Raw genomic sequence first — 16,304 nt, 5'->3', positions numbered from 1 at the left:
CCGGTTACAACAGCATGTCACGGTCGGACTTGAGTTCGGCCATGGTCGCCGGCATCGACAGTTTGCCGCTGCGTATCAGGCCGCGCGCATACAGCATCAGGCCGACGGCGATCAGCAGGAACACGCCGGTGATCAGCGGCAGGATCTTCCAGCCCATCACATCCCAGGCCAGGTAGGCGATCGTCACCGTGCCATAGGCCAGCGCGAAGCAGCCCGCCACCACGGCCAGCGCGAACACCAGCACCAGCTGCAGCAGGTGATTGCGCACCTGCGACAGTTCCAGCGCGGCCAGCTCCAGCCGCGTCAGCACCAGGCCGATGCCGTTGCGGGTGATATTGCCCAGCGAGGCGATCAGCCCCGGCGGACGGTTCATCTCATCGGACACGATGGCTTACTTGCGGCCGATGATGACGCCGATCAGCAGGCCCACGCCGGCCGCCGCGGCGATCGAACGCCACGGGTTTTCCTTGACGTAGACGTCGGCCTGCTTGGCCATTTCCTTGCTGGCGGCGACGGCGCTCTGCTGCGCCTCGTGGGCCTTGGCCAGCGCGGTGTCGAGCGCGCGCATGCCGCGGCCGCGCAGTTCCTCGGCCTTTTCGCCGGTCAGCGCGGTGGCGGCGGTGAACAATGCCTGCGCATCTTTAACCAGAGTTTTCACGTCGTTATTCACGGTACTGATGTTTTGTTCCAGCATGATGGAGCTCCTGTTATGGTTGTGTGAGGTGAAAACTGTACAGCAAAATACCAACTATGCATTAATCCAGCAAATCGCGCATATCGTCTGCGTGTTCTTCTTCCACCGCCATGATCTTGATCAACAGATGGCGCGTGGTCGGATCGGTCGTGCCGATCTGCTCGATCATCTGGCGGTAGGATTCGATGGCGACGCGCTCGGCGATCAGGTTGGCCTTGATCATCGATTGCACATCGTCAGATGCATCATACTCGGCATGGCTACGTGCGAGCAATGTTGCCGGATTGAAATCAGGCTGGCCGTTCAATTGAATGATACGCTCGGCCAGCCAATCGGCGTGTTCCTGTTCCTGCATCGCGTGTTCGAGGAACTCGGCCTTGATCGGGCCGTTGTCGCGGCCGCTGACCGTGTAGTAGTGCCGCTTGTAGCGCAGGATGCAGACCAGCTCGGTCGCCAGCGCATCGTTGAGCATCTTGACGACGGCCTGACGGTCGCCCTGGTAGCCTGCCGTGACCGGGCCATCCTGCAGATTGCGCGCCGCTGCGCGGATAGCCTCTTTGTCGATGCCGGTGGGGTTGGATTCTGCCATGATGTTCTTCCTTGAAGTTTAGTGACGGGTGGCGATCGGCGCGCCGTTCTGCGACAGCACGATCTCGACGCGGCGGTTCAGCTGGCGGCTGCCGGCGTCCGTATTGCTGGCGACCGGGAAGGCTTCGCCATAGCCGCGGGTAGCGATCTTGTCGGCCTTCACGCCCATGCCGATCAGGGCGTTACGCACCGATTCGGCGCGGCGCTGCGACAGCTCCAGGTTGTGCGAGGCGGTACCGGTACTGTCGGTGAAACCTTCGATCAGCACGGCGCGCTGCGGGTCTTGCATCAGCACGTCGGCCAGCTTTTGCGCGGTGCGCATGCCTTCGGCGCTGAGCTCGGCGCGGTCGACATTGAACAGCACATCGCTCAGCGTGACGACGAGGCCGCGGTCGGTCTGCTTGGCTTGCAGGTCGGCCAGCTGCTGTTGCAGGGCGGCGTTCTTGGCCGCTTCGTCGCGGGCGCTGTTGGCGGCGGCGTCGGCCTGGGCGCGCGCGGCGTCGGCATCGGCCTTGGCCATATTCGCTTGCGCCTTGGCCTGGTCGGCGCTCATGCGGGCCTTGTTGGCTTCGGCGGTGCGGGCTTCCAGGCGGATCTCGTCGCGCTGGCGGCCGGCGTTGGCGATGTCAGCCTCGGCGCGCTTGCCCTTGGCCACTTCCTGCGCGGTGGCGATCTTCTGCTTGGCGATATAGGCCAGCTTGTCGATCTCGTCCAGGCTGTCCTTCTTCGCGGCGGCGGCGTTGGCGCGGTCCAGCGCGTCGGCGGCGGCCTTGAATTCCAGCGGCGCGTTGGCGGCCACCGAAGGATTGCTTTGCGCCGCCACGAAGTCGCCGCGGGTCTGGTCGAGCAGGCTGGTGGTGGTCGGCGTGGTGCTGCAGGCGGCGAACATCATCGACATTGCGAAGGCGAGCGGGATGAGTTTCATTTGTTTGATGCGCAGTGGGTTCATGGTGAGCTCCTTATTATTGGGTAGTGTTGGTGCTGCGGTTCAATTCTTCGCGCAGCGTGCGTATGCTTTGCTGCAGCTCGTCGGCGGCCGTGGTGGCCTTGGCCGAGCTGGCCTTGCTCTGCGCCAGTTGTGCATCGGCCGAAGCCTGGTTGGCCAGGTCTTGCGCGGTCTTGTAATCCTTGGCGGCCAGCGCCTGGTTGGCGCGCATCAGCTTGTCGCGCGCAGATTGCATCTCGGCCGGGGCCAGGTCGGCGGCGCCGGCGCTGGTGGCGTTGGCCACCGCGGCACGCGAGACGGCGACGTCGGCGGTGGCCGGCGTCTTGTTGCTGGCGCAGGCGCTCAGGCCCAGCAAGGCGGCAATCGCGCACAGTGCGGCGAGGTGGTGTTGGGTCGTATTCATTATTCTTCTCCTTAAAAGTCATGCGGTAGGTTGACGTTATAGGCCGATGCCGCCGCAGCTTCAGTACGGTGCCGCACATTCCGCGCCGGCCATGCCGGCCTTTGTGCGCCAGCGCACCCGTGCGGCGTGCGCGCCGGTGTAGCCTAGTAAAATACCGTCATTCCAATAAGAAGAAAGGCCAGCCATGTCCCTGCCCCGCCGCACCCGTATCGCCCTCGCCGTCGCCGGCGTGCTGATCGCCGTGCCCACCGCCGCCGTGATCGTCCTGATGAACTACGACTGGAACCGCGCCCGCCCGTGGCTCAATGAAAAAGTCAGCGAAGCCATCGACCGGCCGTTCGCCATCCGCGGCGACCTGTCGCTGACCTGGGAGCGCCAGGGCCGCAGCGACGCCGACCGCACCTGGAGCGACTACCTGCCGCTGCCCCACTTGGTGGCGCACGATGTCCATGTCGGCAATCCAGCGGGTATCCAGGCGCAGCAGGAAATGGCCAGCGTCGGCCAGTTCGCCTTCTCGATCGACCTGCTGCCGCTGCTGGAGCACAAGATCAGCATCCCGGTGCTGCGCTTCGATGCGCCGGTGGTGCTGCTGCAGCGCGACGGCGACGGCCGCAACAACTGGACCTTCAAGCAGGCCGACAAACCGTCGCCGTGGAAGCTGGACCTGCAGCGCGTGGTGTTCACCAAGGGCACGGTGCACTACCTCGATGCGCTCACGCATGTGGACGCCGTGGCCGAGGTCGACACGCTGAACGCCGATCCGACCTACGGCGTGGCGTGGAAGGTCAACGGCAAGTGGAACCGCCAGACCGTCAGCGGCGGCGGCAAGGCCGGCGCCGTGCTGTCGCTGCAACAGCAATCGACGCCCTACCCGCTGGCGGCCGACATCAACGTCGGCGGCACCCGCATCGCGGTGGTCGGCACGCTGACCAAGCCGTCCTCGCTGACCGCGCTCGACATGCGGCTCAAGCTGTCCGGCCCCAGCATGGCGCGGCTGTACGGCCTTACCGGCGTGCTGCTGCCGGAAACCCCGGCCTTCGCCACCGAAGGCCATCTGACGGGCAACCTGGGCGGCAACGCCAGCCGCTGGGTGTACGACCAGTTCACCGGCCGCGTCGGCAATTCCGACATCGGCGGCAAGCTCGAGTACCGCTATGGCCAGTCGCTGCCGCGTCCATTGCTGACGGGCGCGGTGCAATCGAAGCTGCTGCAATTCTCCGACCTTGGCCCGCTGATCGGCGCCGACTCCAACGCCGCCAAGGAAGCGCGCGGCGTGGAGCCGGTGCAGCCCGGCGACAAGGTGCTGCCGGTGGAAACCTTCAAGACCGAGCGCTGGACCGCGCTGGACGCCGACGTCGGCTTCCAGGCCCAGCGCATCACGCGCGACAAGGATTTGCCGATCTCCAAGCTCGACACCCGGATCGGCATGCAGGACGGCGTGCTGACGCTCAAGCCGATGAACTTCGACATCGCCGGCGGCCGCTTCACCTCCAACGTCATGCTCGACGGCAGCGGCAAGCTCAACCCCAACGCCATCCGCGCCGAACTCAAGGCCGGCGCGCGCCATCTCAAGCTCAAGCAGCTGTTCCCGCGCATCGAGGAAATGCAGGCCACGGTGGGCGAAGTCAACGCCGACATCTCGCTGTCGGCCACCGGCAACTCGGTGGCCAGCCTGCTCGGTTCGTCGAACGGCGAATTGAAGGGCGTGATCAACGAAGGCAGCGTCAGCAAGCTGCTGCTGGAAGAGATGGGCCTGAACATCGGCAACGTGGTGCTGACCAAGCTGGTGGGCGACAAGCAGGTCAAGCTCAACTGCATGGTCACGGACTTCGGCGTCACCAACGGCCTGATGCAATCGCGCCTGTTCGTGGTCGACACCTCGGACGCCAAGATCGACATCGCCGGCACGGTCAACCTGGGCAACGAAAAGCTGGACTTGACGCTGCGCCCCGACGCCAAGGGTTTGCGGGTGATCTCGCTGCGGGCGCCGATCTATGTGCGCGGCACCTTCAAGGATCCGGACGTCAGCATCGACAAGGGCGTGCTGGCCTTGCGCGCCGGCGGCGCGCTGGCGCTGGCCGTGGTGGCGCCGGTGGCGGCCATCCTGCCGCTGATCAACGCCGGCCCCGGCGAAACCACCGGCTGCGCCACCTTGCTGGCGCAGCAAGGCGGCAAGCCGGTCGCACCGGCGCCGGGCAAGACGCTGGCGCCGAAACCGCCGGTCAAGCATTAAAACCGACTTGGGCTCTATGTGCGTTGTCGAACGGAGATGGGACGGGGACTTGCGTACTCTGTAGTCATTGGTGCTGGCGCTCTCTGCCGCGCCTTAATCAGCCAGTAAGGAGTAGACCATGAAGAACGTCAAACAACTCGTATCCACCGCCGCCATCCTGGCGGCCACCCTGGGCCTGAGCGCTTGCGCAGGCATGTCGAACCAGGACCGTAACACCGCCGTCGGCGCGGGCGTCGGCGCCGTGGCCGGCTCGGTATTGACTGGCGGCAGCCCTGTCGGCACCGTCGGCGGCGCGGCAGTGGGCGGCGTGATCGGCAACCAGGTCAGCAAGCCACCGCGCTGATCGCCAGCCCCATGAAAAAAGCCCGGCTGCGCGCCGGGCTTTTTTTATCCGCTTATTTATACTGTTTATATTTTTTACAGGAACACATTGGCCATGCCGATGGCGCCGTTGTCCTTGACCAGCTCATAGCAGCGGCAGGACACGGCTTCCAGCCCGGCCGAGTCGAGGATCTCGATATTGCCGCGGCTGTAGCTGATGAGCTTTTGCTGCTGCAGCGCGCTGGCGGCCTTGGTGACGCCGACCCGCCGCACGCCCAGCGCGTGCGCGAGGAACTCGTGGGTCAGGTGGAATTTTTCCGATTGCAGGCGGTCGCGCGTGATCAACAGCGAACGCGCCAGCCGCGCCTCCAGCACATGGAAGCGGCTGCACACGGCGATCTGGATCGCCTGCGCCAGCAGGGTGTCGGTGTAGCGGTACAGCAGGCGCTGCAGCGACGGATGGCGGCGGAACTCGGCGCAGAAAGCGGCGGCGTCGACGCGGCTGGCGCGGCCGGCGCGCTGCACCACCGCGCGCACCTGCGCCTGCTTGTGCCCCAGCGCCACCGACGCGCCTATCATGCCCTCCTGCCCCACCGAGCCCACCTCCAGCGTCATGCGGCCTTCGGCCACCGCCAGCAGCGAGATCAGGCTGTCGACCGGAAAGTAGATGTGGCGGATGGTCTGGCCCGGCTCGTACAGCACGTCGCCGACCTCCACCCTGACCGTGTCGCACAGGGCCAGCAGCTCGCCCTGCTCTTCTTCGGGCAGGCTGGCCAGCAGGCGGTTCAGCACAGGCCGGGGCTGTGCTCTGTCTTCTTCGGTTTGTGATGAGGGATAGGTATGCATGGAATCAGCCTACTGGCAACGATTTGCGCTGTATGTACGCTCACGCACGGAAGCAGAACATGTCTTGAGTGAAAATCTGCCTCGTAATGCACTACTTTAACCAAAATAAAAGGACATCCCATGGACACCCCAACCTCCACCAAGCCTACGCTGCATCCGATCATGGTCATCGCCGCCGTCGCGGTGGTGCTGTTCTGCGGCGTCGGCAGCGCCGCCATCATGGGCTGGCTGCCCAACTCCAGCGCCACCGTGCCGGGCGCCGCACCGATGCCGGGCCAGCTGTCGTCGGTGCCGCCGGCCGAGCAGCAAGCGCTGCCGACGCAAGCCGCGGGCGGCTACGCCAACAACGCGGCGCCGGCACAGGGCCAGTATCCGACGCAGCAGCAACAAGCGCAGCAACAGGAACAGGTCGCCCAACAGGGCCCGGCCGTCTGCACCAGCTGCGGCGTGGTGCAGTCGGTGCGTTCGATCGAACATCGCGGCCAGGGTAGCGGTGTCGGCGCGGCCGGCGGCGCCATCCTGGGCGGCCTGCTGGGCAACCAGGTCGGCAGCGGCCACGGCCGTCAACTGGCCACCGTGGCCGGTGCGGTCGGCGGCGCCGTGGCCGGCAACCAGGTCGAGGGCAATATGAAAACCACGCACAGCTGGGAGATCACGGTGCGCATGGACAATGGCAAGAAGCGCGTGCTGCACCAGTCGTCGCAGCCGCAATGGCGCGAAGGCGACCAGGTCAAGATTGTCAACGGCCAACTGCGTTCCATTTAAGTACGCCAGCGTACAGAGAAGCAAGCCGGCATTGCAGATAATGGAAGCCAGATACACGAACACGACAACATAATCAAACGTTCGCAATCGCTTTCGATGTCCACCGTGGGCATCGCATAACAACCTGAGGAGAGAGTCATGCTCTATACCATCGCTGTAGTTTTGCTTATCCTGTGGCTGCTGGGCCTGGTCACTTCGTACACCATCGGCGGATTTATCCACATCCTGCTGGTTGTTGCTATCATCATGGTGCTGCTGCGCCTGATTAGCGGACGCGGCGTGTAGCGCCCACTCTGCAAGCCCCTCTGAAGCGGCGCTCCACTTGACGGTGGCGCGCCGTTTTTCTTTTCCTGGAGATCACATGAAACGACTGATAGTGTCGCTGGCCATGCTGGCCGCAGTGCAAGCCTCCGCCCAGACCATCAAGCCCGGCCTGTGGGAGCTGAGCAACAAGGTCAAGACCGGCAATGCCCAGACCGACCAGGCCATGGGCATGGCGCTCAAGCAGCTGGCCAATATGCCGCCCGAGCAGCGCGCGCAGATCGAGGCGATGATGAAGCAGAACGGCGCCTCGCTGCCCAAGGCCGGCGCCGACGGCGGCATGGTCATCACCGCCTGCGTCACGCCCGAGATGGTGGCCAAGAAGGAATTGCCGATGAATCAGAAAGGCAAGTGCACGTCGAAGAGCGAGCCGGTGGCGGGCGGCATGAACATCTCGTTCAGCTGCACCGAGCCGGCCTCCAGCGGCACCGGCACGCTGCGCTTCAACGGCGACAGCAGCTATGTGATGAATATGAACGTCAGCAGCGAAGCCGGCGGCAAGCCGCAGAACGTGCAGGTGGAATCGACCGGACGCTGGCTGGGCGCCAGCTGCCCGGCCAAGCCCAACTGATTACTCGCTGTCGCAGAACGCCATGTAGCGCTGGAAGGCCAGCGTGGCGATCGGGCCCACCGGCAGGCTGCGCGCCTCGTAGCGTATGCACGGCGTGACCTTGCCGTAATTGCCGGTGTTGAAGATCTCGATCGCCGTCTGCAGTTCCTCGGGACGCACCGAGCGTTCCTCGACGACGATGCCCTCTTGCGCCAGCAAGGCGATCACACGCGCGCGGGTGATGCCGGACAGGAAGGTGCCATTGGCCACCGGCGTCACCACCTTGCCTTCCGGCGTGACCAGGAACAGATTGGCGGAAGCGAACTCGGCGACATTGCCGGCGTTGTCGCACACCACCGCGTTGTCGTAGCCGCGCTGCTGGGCTTCACGGATGGCCTTGCTGGTGTTGGCGTACAGGGCCGAGGCCTTGGCGTCGGTCGGCGCCATCGACGGGTCCGGGCGGCGCAGCGCCGTCAGGCAGGCCGAGAAGCCGGTGAAGGCGGGCATGGGCGCATCGAACAGCGTCAGCGCGAACGCGCTCTTTTCCGGCACCGGCACCAGCAGGCCGTCGGTGCCGAACACCAGCGGACGGATGTACAGCTCGGCGTCGGCCGGGAACTTGGCCACGCCCTCGCGCACCAGCTTTTCCATCTCGTCGACGCTCAGCGGGCACACCAGGCCCAGGCGCTCGGACGAGGTGATTACGCGCTGCAGGTGCAGGCGCAGGTCGGGCATGTGGCCGCGCAGCGAGCGCGCGCCGTCGAACACGGACGAGCCGAGCCACACACTGTGGTCCATCGCGCCAAACAAGGGGGTGTTACCTTCAGACCAGCTGCCGTTGAAGTAAGTCAGATACATGCTCGTTCCTGGTGAGTGCTAAAACGAGCAATTTAGCACGGATCAGAACGCGTGGCGCACCCCGATGTTGATGGCGCGGTCGCCGTGGCCGGCGCTGCTGGCGTTGCCGACCGTGTAGCCGGCGCCGTTGCGGTTCTGGATCTTGGCGAAGGAGGCGTACACATCGCTGCGTTTGGACAGCGCATAGCTCGCGCCGACGGCGATCTGGCTGGCGTCGCGGTTGGCGCCGCCGCGGTCGTCCTTGCGGATGTAGGACGCCAGCCAGGTGGTGGCGCCCATCGGCACGGCGACGCCGACCAGCACGTCGCGGCTGTTGTTGGACGGCGTGCTCTGCGCCACCGCGCCATAGGGGTTGGACATGTCCCACGGCGAACTGCCGTCGCCCCTGCTGTGGCCGTAGGCGGCATAGCCGACGAAGCGGCCGAAGTCGATGTTGGCGGCCACCAGCGTGTTGCGGGCCGACTGGTCGACCGCCGGCGTGGTGCCGGTGGCGTCCAGCAGATTGTCCTTGCGCTGGTGCGTGATGCGCAGCGTGGCGGCGCCATGGGCATAGCCGATGGTGGCGCCGTAAGCACGGTTGACCTTGCTGTTGTACGGCGATTCGCCGTAGCTGTAGATGGCCGCGCCGGTCCAGCCGCCCCTGCTGCGCGGCGACTGGTACTTGATGGTGTTGTCGTAGCGCTTGACGCTGTAGCCGACCAGGTTGGCGGCGCTGCCGGCCATGCCGCCGTGGAAGGGATCGGCCACGTCGGTCAGCGTTTCGTAGACCAGGTTGTACTGCCGGCCCAGCGTGACCGCGCCCAGCGGCCCGTCCAGCCCGACGTAGGCCTGGCGGCCGAACAGCTTGTTGTTCGGGTCGGAGGCGCCGGTATCGTTGAGCACGCCCGCCTCCAGCGTGTAGACCGCCGCCGTGCCGCCGCCCAGGTCCTCGCGGCCGCGCACGCCCAGCCGGGAGCCGGAGGCGACGCCGCTGTCGACGCGGGTGCGCGCGCAGGCGCCCTGGCAGCCGCGCTCGGCCACAACGCCGGCGTCGAGCAGGCCGTACACCTGCGCGGCGGTGGGCGCCTGCTGCCCCCAGGCGGTCAGTGGTGCAATCAGGGCCAGTGCGAGCGTGGTCGGTTTCATGATGTAAAAGCGTCTGGTGTAAGGATGGCTCCATCGTAGGACGGACAGCGCCGCGCTTCTGTGCGGACGACCACGTTTCCCCCTGCCGGCGCGGCCGTGTCGATGTAGGAAATCTCTTACCCGGTCCGCATGCAAGTTTCCTCGTGGATATAGTATGTACGCCAGCGTACATACTTGGCAGACTTATACGTCTATACTGCGTTTTTGTCCTACGCGGTCCGCCCGCCTTATGCATGCTAGACATCCTCGAACGCATAGACGCAGACAGCAATGACATCGGCCTGATGGTCGAGCTGTTCGATACCCTGCGTCCCGCGCGCGCCACCGACGGCGCCCGCGCCACGGCCAATGTGCGCACCCTGTGCCAGCTACTGCGCGGCAATCCCGCCCACGCGCTGGCCCTGCACCACTACGCCCGCAAGCTGCTCGCCAGCCGCCGCCACGCCAGCCTGTACACCGAGATCGGCGTGCTGTCGAACGACGGCTTCTTCACCGAACTCAAGCGGCGCATCGCCTACCGCATCCTGCCGCCCGCGCTGGGCGACGACTACCTCAGCGACGCGCTCGACCGCGTGGTCTACCGCCGCACCGACTACCTGTGGATCGCCGCCGTGCCGGCCGCCGACTGGCTGGCCCTGCTGGACGTGGTCAACGACGCGCCCGCCGGCCCGAACCTCATGCTGCCCGGCCTGCTGGAAGCGATACGCACGCTGTCCTACCGCGTGTGCGCCATCGGCCTGGAACCGACGCTGACCAATTTCCACACCGAGATGGAAACCTACGAATCGCCCTTCATGGTGCAGAACTTCGAGGTCAACGCCTATCTCGACCACTACCAGCGCATGCTGGGCGGCGAGCAGGCCGCGCCGGAAGACGCGCGCCACCTGCTGGTGATGCTGGACCAGTGCGACGCCGTGGTCGCCAAGATCCGCAAGAAGGCCTTGAGCCAGGGCACCAGCATCGCCCTGACCTATCTGCTGGTGACGCTGACGCAGAGCATAGACCGGCTGCGCAAGCTGCTGTTCCTGGTCGACGTCAGCGGCGAGCTGCAGGCAGCGCCGGCCGAGATCCAGCCGGTCGACGCCGGCCACGCGCCGCACCAGCAGGAAGGCCCGCCCAGCCCGCGCCGCGGCGCCGCCATCGGCCTGGCGCTGGAACTGATCGAGGCGCACAACAACAAGTACATGGTGCGCGACCTGATGCGCGACAACATCGACCTGTTGGCGCGCAACGTCACCGAGAACGCCAGCCACACCGGCGAGCACTACGTGGCCGACCACCGCAAGGAGCTGGGCGGCATGTTCGTGTCCTCGGCCGGCGCCGGCCTGGTGATCGGCTTCATGGCGCTGTTCAAGATCCTGATGTCCTACCTGCGCGCCGCGCCGCTGGTCGAAGCCTTCCTGTTCAGCATGAACTATTCGCTGGGCTTCATGTTCATCCACCTGCTGCACTTCACCGTCGCCACCAAGCAGCCGGCGATGACGGCCTCGCGCATCGCGGCCGGCCTGCACAGCAAGGATGGCCGCAACATCGACCTCGACAGCATGGCCGAGCTGTGCAACAAGGTGATACGCACGCAGAACATGGCGGTGCTGGGCAACCTGGCCACCGCCATCCCGACCGCGTGGCTGATCGCCATGGCCTGGCCGCTGATCACCGGCCACCACCTGGTGTCGCCGGACAAGGCCATGCACCTGCTGCACGACATCGACCCCTTCCACGCGCCGACGCTGATCTACGCCGCCATCGCCGGCGTCTGCCTGTTCGTGGCCGGCCTGATTTCCGGCTACTACGACAACAAGGCGCTGTACACCCGCTGGGCGCAGCGCATCGCGCAGCTGCGCGGCCTGCGCTGGCTGCTGGGGCAGGAGCGCCTGGACCGGCTGGGCGTGTACATGGAAAACAATCTGGGCGGGCTGATGGGGAACTTCTTCTTCGGCATCCTGCTCGGCGTGATGCCGCTGCTGGGCTTTTTGCTGGGCATGCCGCTGGATATCCGCCACGTCACTTTCTCGTCCGCCAACTTTGCGACAGCCATGGTCGGACTCGATCACAATGTCAGTTGGCAACTGGTGGCGACCTCGGTGGCCGGTTTCCTGCTGATCGGCACGGTCAACCTGCTGGTCAGCTTCGGACTGGCGCTGTGGGTGGCGCTGCGCTCGCGCCAGGTGCATTTCAAGCACGGCTGGCAGTTGCTCAAGGCGCTGGGGCGCCGGTTCCGCCAGGGACCCATCTCGTTCTTCTTCGGCTCCGCCGCGGAAGAGGCCGCGCCCCAGGCGCTGGCCGATGAATCGAAGTCCAACGATAAGGCACACAGATGAACATTACCCGCATGCGCTACTGGCTATCCCCGGCCTTGATGTGTTGGGGGCTGCTGGGCGCGTGCGCGTCGCTGCCCGACGTGACCGCGATGAGCGGCAAGCTCGACCCGGCCGCCACGCCCAGCGTCCAGGGCGCCAACGGCGCCATCGGCGAGGCGCGCACGCGGGCGCTGCTGGCCAAGCGCTGGCCCAAGGGATCGCTGGACTTGCAGGCGCAGGCCGCGCTGGAGGAGGCGGCCACCGGCGTGCCCCTGATCGCCGGCAACAAGTGCACGCTGCTGTTCGACGGCCCGCAAACCATGGCCGAGATGCTCAAGGCCATCAACGGCGCGCGCAGCAGCATCAACCTGGAAACCTATATCTTCGACCAGGATGAGCTGGGCCTGAAGTTCGCCGACGCGCTGATCGAGAAGCAGCAGCAAGGCGTGACGGTCAACATCCTGTACGACAGCGTCGGCACGATCGGCGTGCCGGCCGCGTTCTTCGAGCGCATGCGCAAGGCCGGCATCCGGCTGGTGGAATTCAACCCGGTCAATCCGGCCAAGCTGAGCGGCGAAAGCTGGAAGCTCAACAGCCGCGATCACCGCAAGGTGCTGATCGTCGACGGCGCCACCGCCTTCACCGGCGGCATCAACATCAGCGCCACCTACGCCAAGAGCTCGCTGTTCCGCTCCGCGGCCCGGCCCACCGACAAGTCGCAGGTGGGCTGGCGCGACACCCACATCAAGATCGAAGGGCCGGCGGTGCAGGCCTTCCAGTGGCTGTTCGTGCGCCAGTGGGCCACGCAGGACAAGGACGACCTGCCGGCGGCCGACTACTTCCCCAAGCCGGTGATCGCCGGCGACAAGGTGGTGCGCGTGCTGGGCAGCGAGCCCGGCGGCAAGTTCGAAATCTACAAGGCCTACAACCTGGCGATCCAGGAGGCGAAAAAAAGCATCCACATCACCTCCGCCTACTTCGTGCCGGACCGGCAGACGGTGGACGCGCTGATGGCGGCCGCGCGGCGCGGCGTGGACGTGAAGATCGTGCTGCCGGGCGTGTCGGACAGCGGGCTGGTGTTCTACGCCGGCCATGCCTTCTACGACGACCTGCTCGACAGCGGCGTGCAGATCCACCAGTTGAAGCTGGCCGTACTGCACGCCAAGACCGCCGTCATCGACGGCAACTGGTCGACGGTGGGATCGACCAACATCGACACCCGCAGCTTCCTGCACAACAGCGAGCTGAACGTGGTGGTGATGGGCGAGGTGTTCGGCACCGAGATGGAGAAGGCCTTCCAGGAAGACTTGCGCGACTCGGTGCGGATCACGCCGGAAGCGTGGCGCCACCGCCCGTGGGCCGACCGCCTGCGCGAATTCGCCGCCCGCTTCATGAACTACTGGCTCTAAAAATCGGTGGGGTCAAGTCTGACATTTGGACACGAGCTCAACTGTAGCTGTTGCTACAGTTGAGCTCGTGTCCAAATGTCAGACTTGACCCCACGGTAGACTTGACCCCACGGTTAGTCATGCCGCGGCCGTCAGCGACCAGGTGCCGCCGCTGCGCTGGAAGCGCTCGGTGTGGGCCAGCTCGAAGCTGCCGGTGCCGTCCACCCAGCTGTAGCGGTGCACTTCGACCCGGTCGTGCTCGACGTCGATGACGTTGAAGGAATTCGACTCGCCGCGCCCGCGCGTGGACGTGGCCGTGCCAGCCTGCACCATCAGCGCCGCATAGCCGCTGATCTCGTAGCGCTCGGCCGTGTTGTGCGCGTGGCTGACATGCATATGCCCGGCCAGCAGCAAATCCACACCGCACTCGGCAAACGCCCGCATCGCCAGCGGCGCGCGGTCGACCAGGTCGTCCTTGTCGAACGAGTCCGGCAAATCGAAGGGATGGTGGGTGACGATGATGCGCGTCAGGTGCGGATCGACCGCGCCCATGCGGTGGCGTATCTGCGCGATCTGCTCGCGGTTGATGCGGCCATCCTTGAACGTCAGCGAGCGCGCGGTGTTGATGCCCAGCACGGCGATCTCGTCGTCCACATACTCCGGCGTCAGGTCCAGCGTGACGTAGCGCGTGTACTTGCGCAGCGGCGCCAGGAAGCGGCTGGCGACGTTGTACAGCGGGATGTCGTGATTGCCCGGCACCACGATCTGCGGCCCCGGCAAGGTATCCAGAAAAGCCCGTGCCGCCTTGAACTCCTCGGTCTTGGCGCGCTGCGTCAGGTCGCCGGACACCACCACCACGTCCGGCGCCAGCCTGGCGACCAGCTCCTGCAACGGCCGCAACAGCTGGTGGTCGACGCGGCCGAAATGCAGGTCGGATAAATGAACGATGGTGCGCATGGGGCCCTCCTAGGCCGGAACGATGACATGCAAGGCCGCCGCCCGCGAGCGGTAGCACAGCGGCGGCTTCATCAGCGTCACCTCGCCGTCGGTGGCGACGCGCATGTGATGATGCCGTGTTTCGATCACCAGCTCCGACGCCGACAACACGTCGAAGTCGCGCGCCTCCCCCAGCTTGCCGAACAGCGCATGCATGCCGTAGCGCAGCAGGCCGAGCCGGGTCGGCTTCTGCGCCACATACAGGCACAGCTTGCCGCTGTCGAGCCGCTCGCGCGCGCCCAGCGTCAGGCCCTGCAGGTATTCGTTGTTGCCGATGAAGACGAAGGGCGTGCGCCGCAGATGGTCTTCGCCGTTGATCTTGAGCCGCACGCTCATGAAGGGAAAGCGCCGCAGCGCCGCGAACAGCGCGCGCCCGAACGCCGGCCATTTGCCGCGCCCCAGGTGGCGCTGCTGCTGTTCGCGGTCGCGTACGATGTCGGGATAAATGCCCAGGCCGGAGTTGTTGAGGAAGATGCGGCCGTTGACCTCGCCCACGTCCACCTGGCACACCCTGCCCTGCACCACGTTGGCGACGGCCTGGTCCAGGTCCAGCGGGATCTTCAAATCCTTGGCGAAATGATTCAGCGTGCCCAGCGGCAGCACGCCCAGCCGCGTGGCGCTGCCCACCAGCACCGAGGCCACCGCGTTGATGGTGCCGTCGCCGCCGCCCGCCACCACGACGGGCGCGCCGTCGGCCAGCGCCTGCTCGGCGCGCGCGATCATCTCGGCGCCGCTCTTGGCCAGCGTGATGTCGGCCTCGACGCCGTGGCTGCGAAACTTCTCTTCCAGCGCGGCGACCCAGCCGCCGCAATAGCCCAGCCCTGCGCCGGCGTTGACGATAACGATGATGCTGTCCAGCGCGTTCTCCTGAAAATAGTTTATACGGTTCTGCCTTCGCGGCGCCGACGCAGTGTCGAGATCGCCGTGATGCAGATTGCCAGCCACGCCACGCTCTCGGCCATCCCCGCCAGCACGTCGCTCATGAAGTGCGCGCCCAGGTAGACCCGGCTGAACGCCACCAACAATACCATCAAGCTGCAGCCGACGGCCGTTCCCAAGCGCACATGCCAGTGCGGGCGGGCGATCACCAGGTAGCTCGCCAGCAGGCCGTAGAACACCGTCGACGCCGCCGCGTGGCCGCTGGGGAAGCTGTACGTCGCCAGCGTCACCAGCGGATCGTCGAATACCGGCCGGGTGCGCTGGAAGTAGTACTTCAGCGCCACGTTCAGGGCCGCGCCGGTGGGCACGGCCACCAGCAGCGCCAACAGCCAGTAGCGCGCCTTGACGCGCCAGAAGTGCCAGCCCAGCGCCGCCACCATCGCCGCCATGCCGACGCCCGTGTGCAGCCACGACACGCCCAGCATGAAGCTGGTCAGCGGTTCGAAGGCGTGGGCATGGAACCAGTGCGCCACTTGCAGGTCCAGCACGGTGATCGCTTCCTTGCCCATCACATCCTCGGCCAGGTCGCCGAAGACCGCGCCCGAGACCAGCAGCAGCGCCAGGCCCAAGGTCAGGTGCAGGCCGAATTCGCCGCCGGGAGAGAGTCTTGCTTCGATGAAACGTACGAATTTGTTGAAAATTTGGTGCTCCAAGGCCCGTGGCCGATCAAGTTGGCGTAAAAACCACGAAATAGCGAATTTACTGTTTATTTACACAGTACCTGTTTATTCATACAGTACTTATGCTATTCTGAACTCCTCGATAAACACTACTCCTCCAAAAGGAAACGTCATGACTACACTGCACAGCAGCTTTGGTTCCCGCTTCGGTCTGGAATATATGCCTACCTCTTTCCTGGTGCGCATGGGCAAACGTGAGTTGCTGGTCTGCCGTGACTTCCGCAAGCGCTACTACGCGGTCAACCCCATCATGGAATGCGACACCGGCGTCCAGGCAGGCCATCTGGAAGTGCTGATGTTCCGCCGCTGGTTGTTGATCCTGTCGAAGGCGCACTAATGGTTGCCGGTGCC

General features: G+C 65.5%; 19 protein-coding genes. 8 read left to right on the top strand and 11 right to left on the bottom strand.

Features of this window, described 5'->3' with window-relative positions; translation table 11 throughout:
- Positions 1-4: 4 nt before the first annotated feature.
- The 5 genes from DUGA2_RS28625 to DUGA2_RS28605 form a co-directional block, all read right to left on the bottom strand.
- Positions 5-373, bottom strand: a complete 369-nt coding sequence (locus DUGA2_RS28625) for a phage holin family protein (RefSeq protein ID WP_070272753.1) — start codon at positions 371-373, stop codon at positions 5-7.
- Between the two features lie 18 nt (positions 374-391).
- Entirely contained in the window at positions 392-694 is a 303-nt protein-coding gene (locus tag DUGA2_RS28620; protein WP_008446875.1) for a YqjD family protein, read from the bottom strand.
- Positions 695-755: 61 nt separating this feature from the next.
- A complete protein-coding gene (locus DUGA2_RS28615) occupies positions 756-1,283 on the bottom strand; it encodes a bacterioferritin (RefSeq protein WP_070272752.1) in 528 nt (175 codons plus the stop codon).
- A gap of 18 nt (positions 1,284-1,301) precedes the next feature.
- Positions 1,302-2,231 carry an OmpA family protein gene (locus tag DUGA2_RS28610; protein ID WP_070272750.1) on the bottom strand — a complete coding sequence of 310 codons (930 nt, stop codon included), beginning with the start codon at positions 2,229-2,231 and terminating at the stop codon, positions 1,302-1,304.
- A 13-nt stretch (positions 2,232-2,244) separates the two neighbouring features.
- Positions 2,245-2,631: a DUF4398 domain-containing protein gene (locus DUGA2_RS28605; RefSeq protein WP_070272748.1), complete on the bottom strand. Its 387-nt coding sequence runs from the start codon at positions 2,629-2,631 to the stop codon at positions 2,245-2,247.
- Positions 2,632-2,815: 184 nt separating this feature from the next.
- On the opposite strand from DUGA2_RS28605, the gene DUGA2_RS28600 reads away from it, so the two are divergent.
- Both DUGA2_RS28600 and DUGA2_RS28595 read left to right on the top strand, forming a co-directional pair.
- Positions 2,816-4,864 carry an AsmA family protein gene (locus tag DUGA2_RS28600; protein ID WP_070272747.1) on the top strand — a complete coding sequence of 683 codons (2,049 nt, stop codon included), beginning with the start codon at positions 2,816-2,818 and terminating at the stop codon, positions 4,862-4,864.
- Positions 4,865-4,982: 118 nt separating this feature from the next.
- The gene (locus DUGA2_RS28595) at positions 4,983-5,207 is read left to right on the top strand and encodes a glycine zipper 2TM domain-containing protein (RefSeq protein WP_070272745.1); all 225 of its coding nucleotides are present in this window, start codon (positions 4,983-4,985) and stop codon (positions 5,205-5,207) included.
- Positions 5,208-5,281: 74 nt separating this feature from the next.
- Here the strand turns inward: DUGA2_RS28595 and DUGA2_RS28590 are convergent, their stop codons facing one another.
- Positions 5,282-6,031 (bottom strand): Crp/Fnr family transcriptional regulator, encoded by a 750-nt coding sequence (locus tag DUGA2_RS28590; RefSeq protein WP_070272744.1) that lies wholly within the window; start codon positions 6,029-6,031, stop codon positions 5,282-5,284.
- Positions 6,032-6,151: 120 nt separating this feature from the next.
- Here DUGA2_RS28590 and DUGA2_RS28585 point away from each other — a divergent pair, with 120 nt between their 5' ends.
- The 3 genes from DUGA2_RS28585 (at position 6,152) to DUGA2_RS28580 (ending at position 7,688) form a co-directional block, all read left to right on the top strand.
- Positions 6,152-6,796, top strand: a complete 645-nt coding sequence (locus DUGA2_RS28585; RefSeq protein ID WP_070272742.1) for a glycine zipper 2TM domain-containing protein — start codon at positions 6,152-6,154, stop codon at positions 6,794-6,796.
- Positions 6,797-6,934: 138 nt separating this feature from the next.
- Entirely contained in the window at positions 6,935-7,081 is a 147-nt protein-coding gene (locus DUGA2_RS33845; RefSeq protein ID WP_008446864.1) for a lmo0937 family membrane protein, read from the top strand.
- A gap of 76 nt (positions 7,082-7,157) precedes the next feature.
- Positions 7,158-7,688, top strand: a complete 531-nt coding sequence (locus DUGA2_RS28580; RefSeq protein WP_070272740.1) for a DUF3617 domain-containing protein — start codon at positions 7,158-7,160, stop codon at positions 7,686-7,688.
- Here DUGA2_RS28580 and DUGA2_RS28575 read toward each other — a convergent pair whose 3' ends face one another.
- Entirely contained in the window at positions 7,689-8,525 is an 837-nt protein-coding gene (locus DUGA2_RS28575; protein WP_070272738.1) for a branched-chain amino acid aminotransferase, read from the bottom strand.
- Positions 8,526-8,567: 42 nt separating this feature from the next.
- The gene (locus DUGA2_RS28570) at positions 8,568-9,650 is read right to left on the bottom strand and encodes a porin (protein ID WP_070272737.1); all 1,083 of its coding nucleotides are present in this window, start codon (positions 9,648-9,650) and stop codon (positions 8,568-8,570) included.
- 233 nt (positions 9,651-9,883) lie between these two features.
- On the opposite strand from DUGA2_RS28570, the gene DUGA2_RS28565 reads away from it, so the two are divergent.
- Together DUGA2_RS28565 and cls are read left to right on the top strand one after the other, a co-directional pair.
- Positions 9,884-11,971 carry a site-specific recombinase gene (locus DUGA2_RS28565; protein ID WP_070272735.1) on the top strand — a complete coding sequence of 696 codons (2,088 nt, stop codon included), beginning with the start codon at positions 9,884-9,886 and terminating at the stop codon, positions 11,969-11,971.
- Positions 11,968-13,359, top strand: a complete 1,392-nt coding sequence (gene cls, locus DUGA2_RS28560) for a cardiolipin synthase (RefSeq protein WP_070272733.1) — start codon at positions 11,968-11,970, stop codon at positions 13,357-13,359. Before DUGA2_RS28565 ends, cls begins: the two co-directional genes overlap by 4 nt.
- A 117-nt stretch (positions 13,360-13,476) precedes the next feature.
- Here cls and DUGA2_RS28555 read toward each other — a convergent pair whose 3' ends face one another.
- The 3 genes from DUGA2_RS28555 to DUGA2_RS28545 are packed head-to-tail and all read right to left on the bottom strand — an operon-like array spanning position 13,477 to position 15,926.
- The gene (locus tag DUGA2_RS28555) at positions 13,477-14,295 is read right to left on the bottom strand and encodes a metallophosphoesterase (protein WP_070272732.1); all 819 of its coding nucleotides are present in this window, start codon (positions 14,293-14,295) and stop codon (positions 13,477-13,479) included.
- A gap of 9 nt (positions 14,296-14,304) precedes the next feature.
- The gene (locus DUGA2_RS28550; protein ID WP_083296519.1) at positions 14,305-15,279 is read right to left on the bottom strand and encodes a diacylglycerol kinase family protein; all 975 of its coding nucleotides are present in this window, start codon (positions 15,277-15,279) and stop codon (positions 14,305-14,307) included.
- On the bottom strand, positions 15,213-15,926 hold the full coding sequence (locus tag DUGA2_RS28545) for a phosphatase PAP2 family protein (RefSeq protein ID WP_070272731.1): 714 nt from the start codon (positions 15,924-15,926) through the stop codon (positions 15,213-15,215). Before DUGA2_RS28545 ends, DUGA2_RS28550 begins: the two co-directional genes overlap by 67 nt.
- A gap of 139 nt (positions 15,927-16,065) precedes the next feature.
- Between DUGA2_RS28545 and DUGA2_RS28540 the strand changes: the two genes are divergently transcribed.
- Complete coding sequence (locus DUGA2_RS28540; protein ID WP_008446853.1) at positions 16,066-16,290, top strand: hypothetical protein; 225 nt, start codon at positions 16,066-16,068, stop codon at positions 16,288-16,290.
- Positions 16,291-16,304 lie beyond the last annotated feature (14 nt).

This window comes from Duganella sp. HH101 (assembly GCF_001758795.1).
Lineage (GTDB): Bacteria > Pseudomonadota > Gammaproteobacteria > Burkholderiales > Burkholderiaceae_D > Rugamonas > Rugamonas rivuli.
Note: the sequence above shows the minus strand (reverse complement) of the source record. Positions and strands in the feature narration are given on the sequence as shown.

Bases quoted from the DNA above. Each gene is read 5' to 3' on its own strand.
- DUGA2_RS28540 (WP_008446853.1), top strand. From the start codon at position 16,066: ATGACTACACTGCACAGCAGCTTTGGTTCCCGCTTCGGTCTGGAATAT.
- DUGA2_RS28625 (WP_070272753.1), bottom strand. From the start codon at position 373: ATGAACCGTCCGCCGGGGCTGATCGCCTCGCTGGGCAATATCACCCGC.
- DUGA2_RS28605 (WP_070272748.1), bottom strand. From the start codon at position 2,631: ATGAATACGACCCAACACCACCTCGCCGCACTGTGCGCGATTGCCGCC.
- DUGA2_RS28610 (WP_070272750.1), bottom strand. From the start codon at position 2,231: ATGAACCCACTGCGCATCAAACAAATGAAACTCATCCCGCTCGCCTTC.
- DUGA2_RS28565 (WP_070272735.1), top strand. From the start codon at position 9,884: ATGCTAGACATCCTCGAACGCATAGACGCAGACAGCAATGACATCGGC.
- DUGA2_RS28555 (WP_070272732.1), bottom strand. From the start codon at position 14,295: ATGCGCACCATCGTTCATTTATCCGACCTGCATTTCGGCCGCGTCGAC.
- DUGA2_RS28615 (WP_070272752.1), bottom strand. From the start codon at position 1,283: ATGGCAGAATCCAACCCCACCGGCATCGACAAAGAGGCTATCCGCGCA.
- cls (WP_070272733.1), top strand. From the start codon at position 11,968: ATGAACATTACCCGCATGCGCTACTGGCTATCCCCGGCCTTGATGTGT.
- DUGA2_RS28600 (WP_070272747.1), top strand. From the start codon at position 2,816: ATGTCCCTGCCCCGCCGCACCCGTATCGCCCTCGCCGTCGCCGGCGTG.
- DUGA2_RS28570 (WP_070272737.1), bottom strand. From the start codon at position 9,650: ATGAAACCGACCACGCTCGCACTGGCCCTGATTGCACCACTGACCGCC.
- DUGA2_RS28580 (WP_070272740.1), top strand. From the start codon at position 7,158: ATGAAACGACTGATAGTGTCGCTGGCCATGCTGGCCGCAGTGCAAGCC.
- DUGA2_RS28595 (WP_070272745.1), top strand. From the start codon at position 4,983: ATGAAGAACGTCAAACAACTCGTATCCACCGCCGCCATCCTGGCGGCC.
- DUGA2_RS28575 (WP_070272738.1), bottom strand. From the start codon at position 8,525: ATGTATCTGACTTACTTCAACGGCAGCTGGTCTGAAGGTAACACCCCC.
- DUGA2_RS28590 (WP_070272744.1), bottom strand. From the start codon at position 6,031: ATGCATACCTATCCCTCATCACAAACCGAAGAAGACAGAGCACAGCCC.
- DUGA2_RS33845 (WP_008446864.1), top strand. From the start codon at position 6,935: ATGCTCTATACCATCGCTGTAGTTTTGCTTATCCTGTGGCTGCTGGGC.
- DUGA2_RS28585 (WP_070272742.1), top strand. From the start codon at position 6,152: ATGGACACCCCAACCTCCACCAAGCCTACGCTGCATCCGATCATGGTC.
- DUGA2_RS28620 (WP_008446875.1), bottom strand. From the start codon at position 694: ATGCTGGAACAAAACATCAGTACCGTGAATAACGACGTGAAAACTCTG.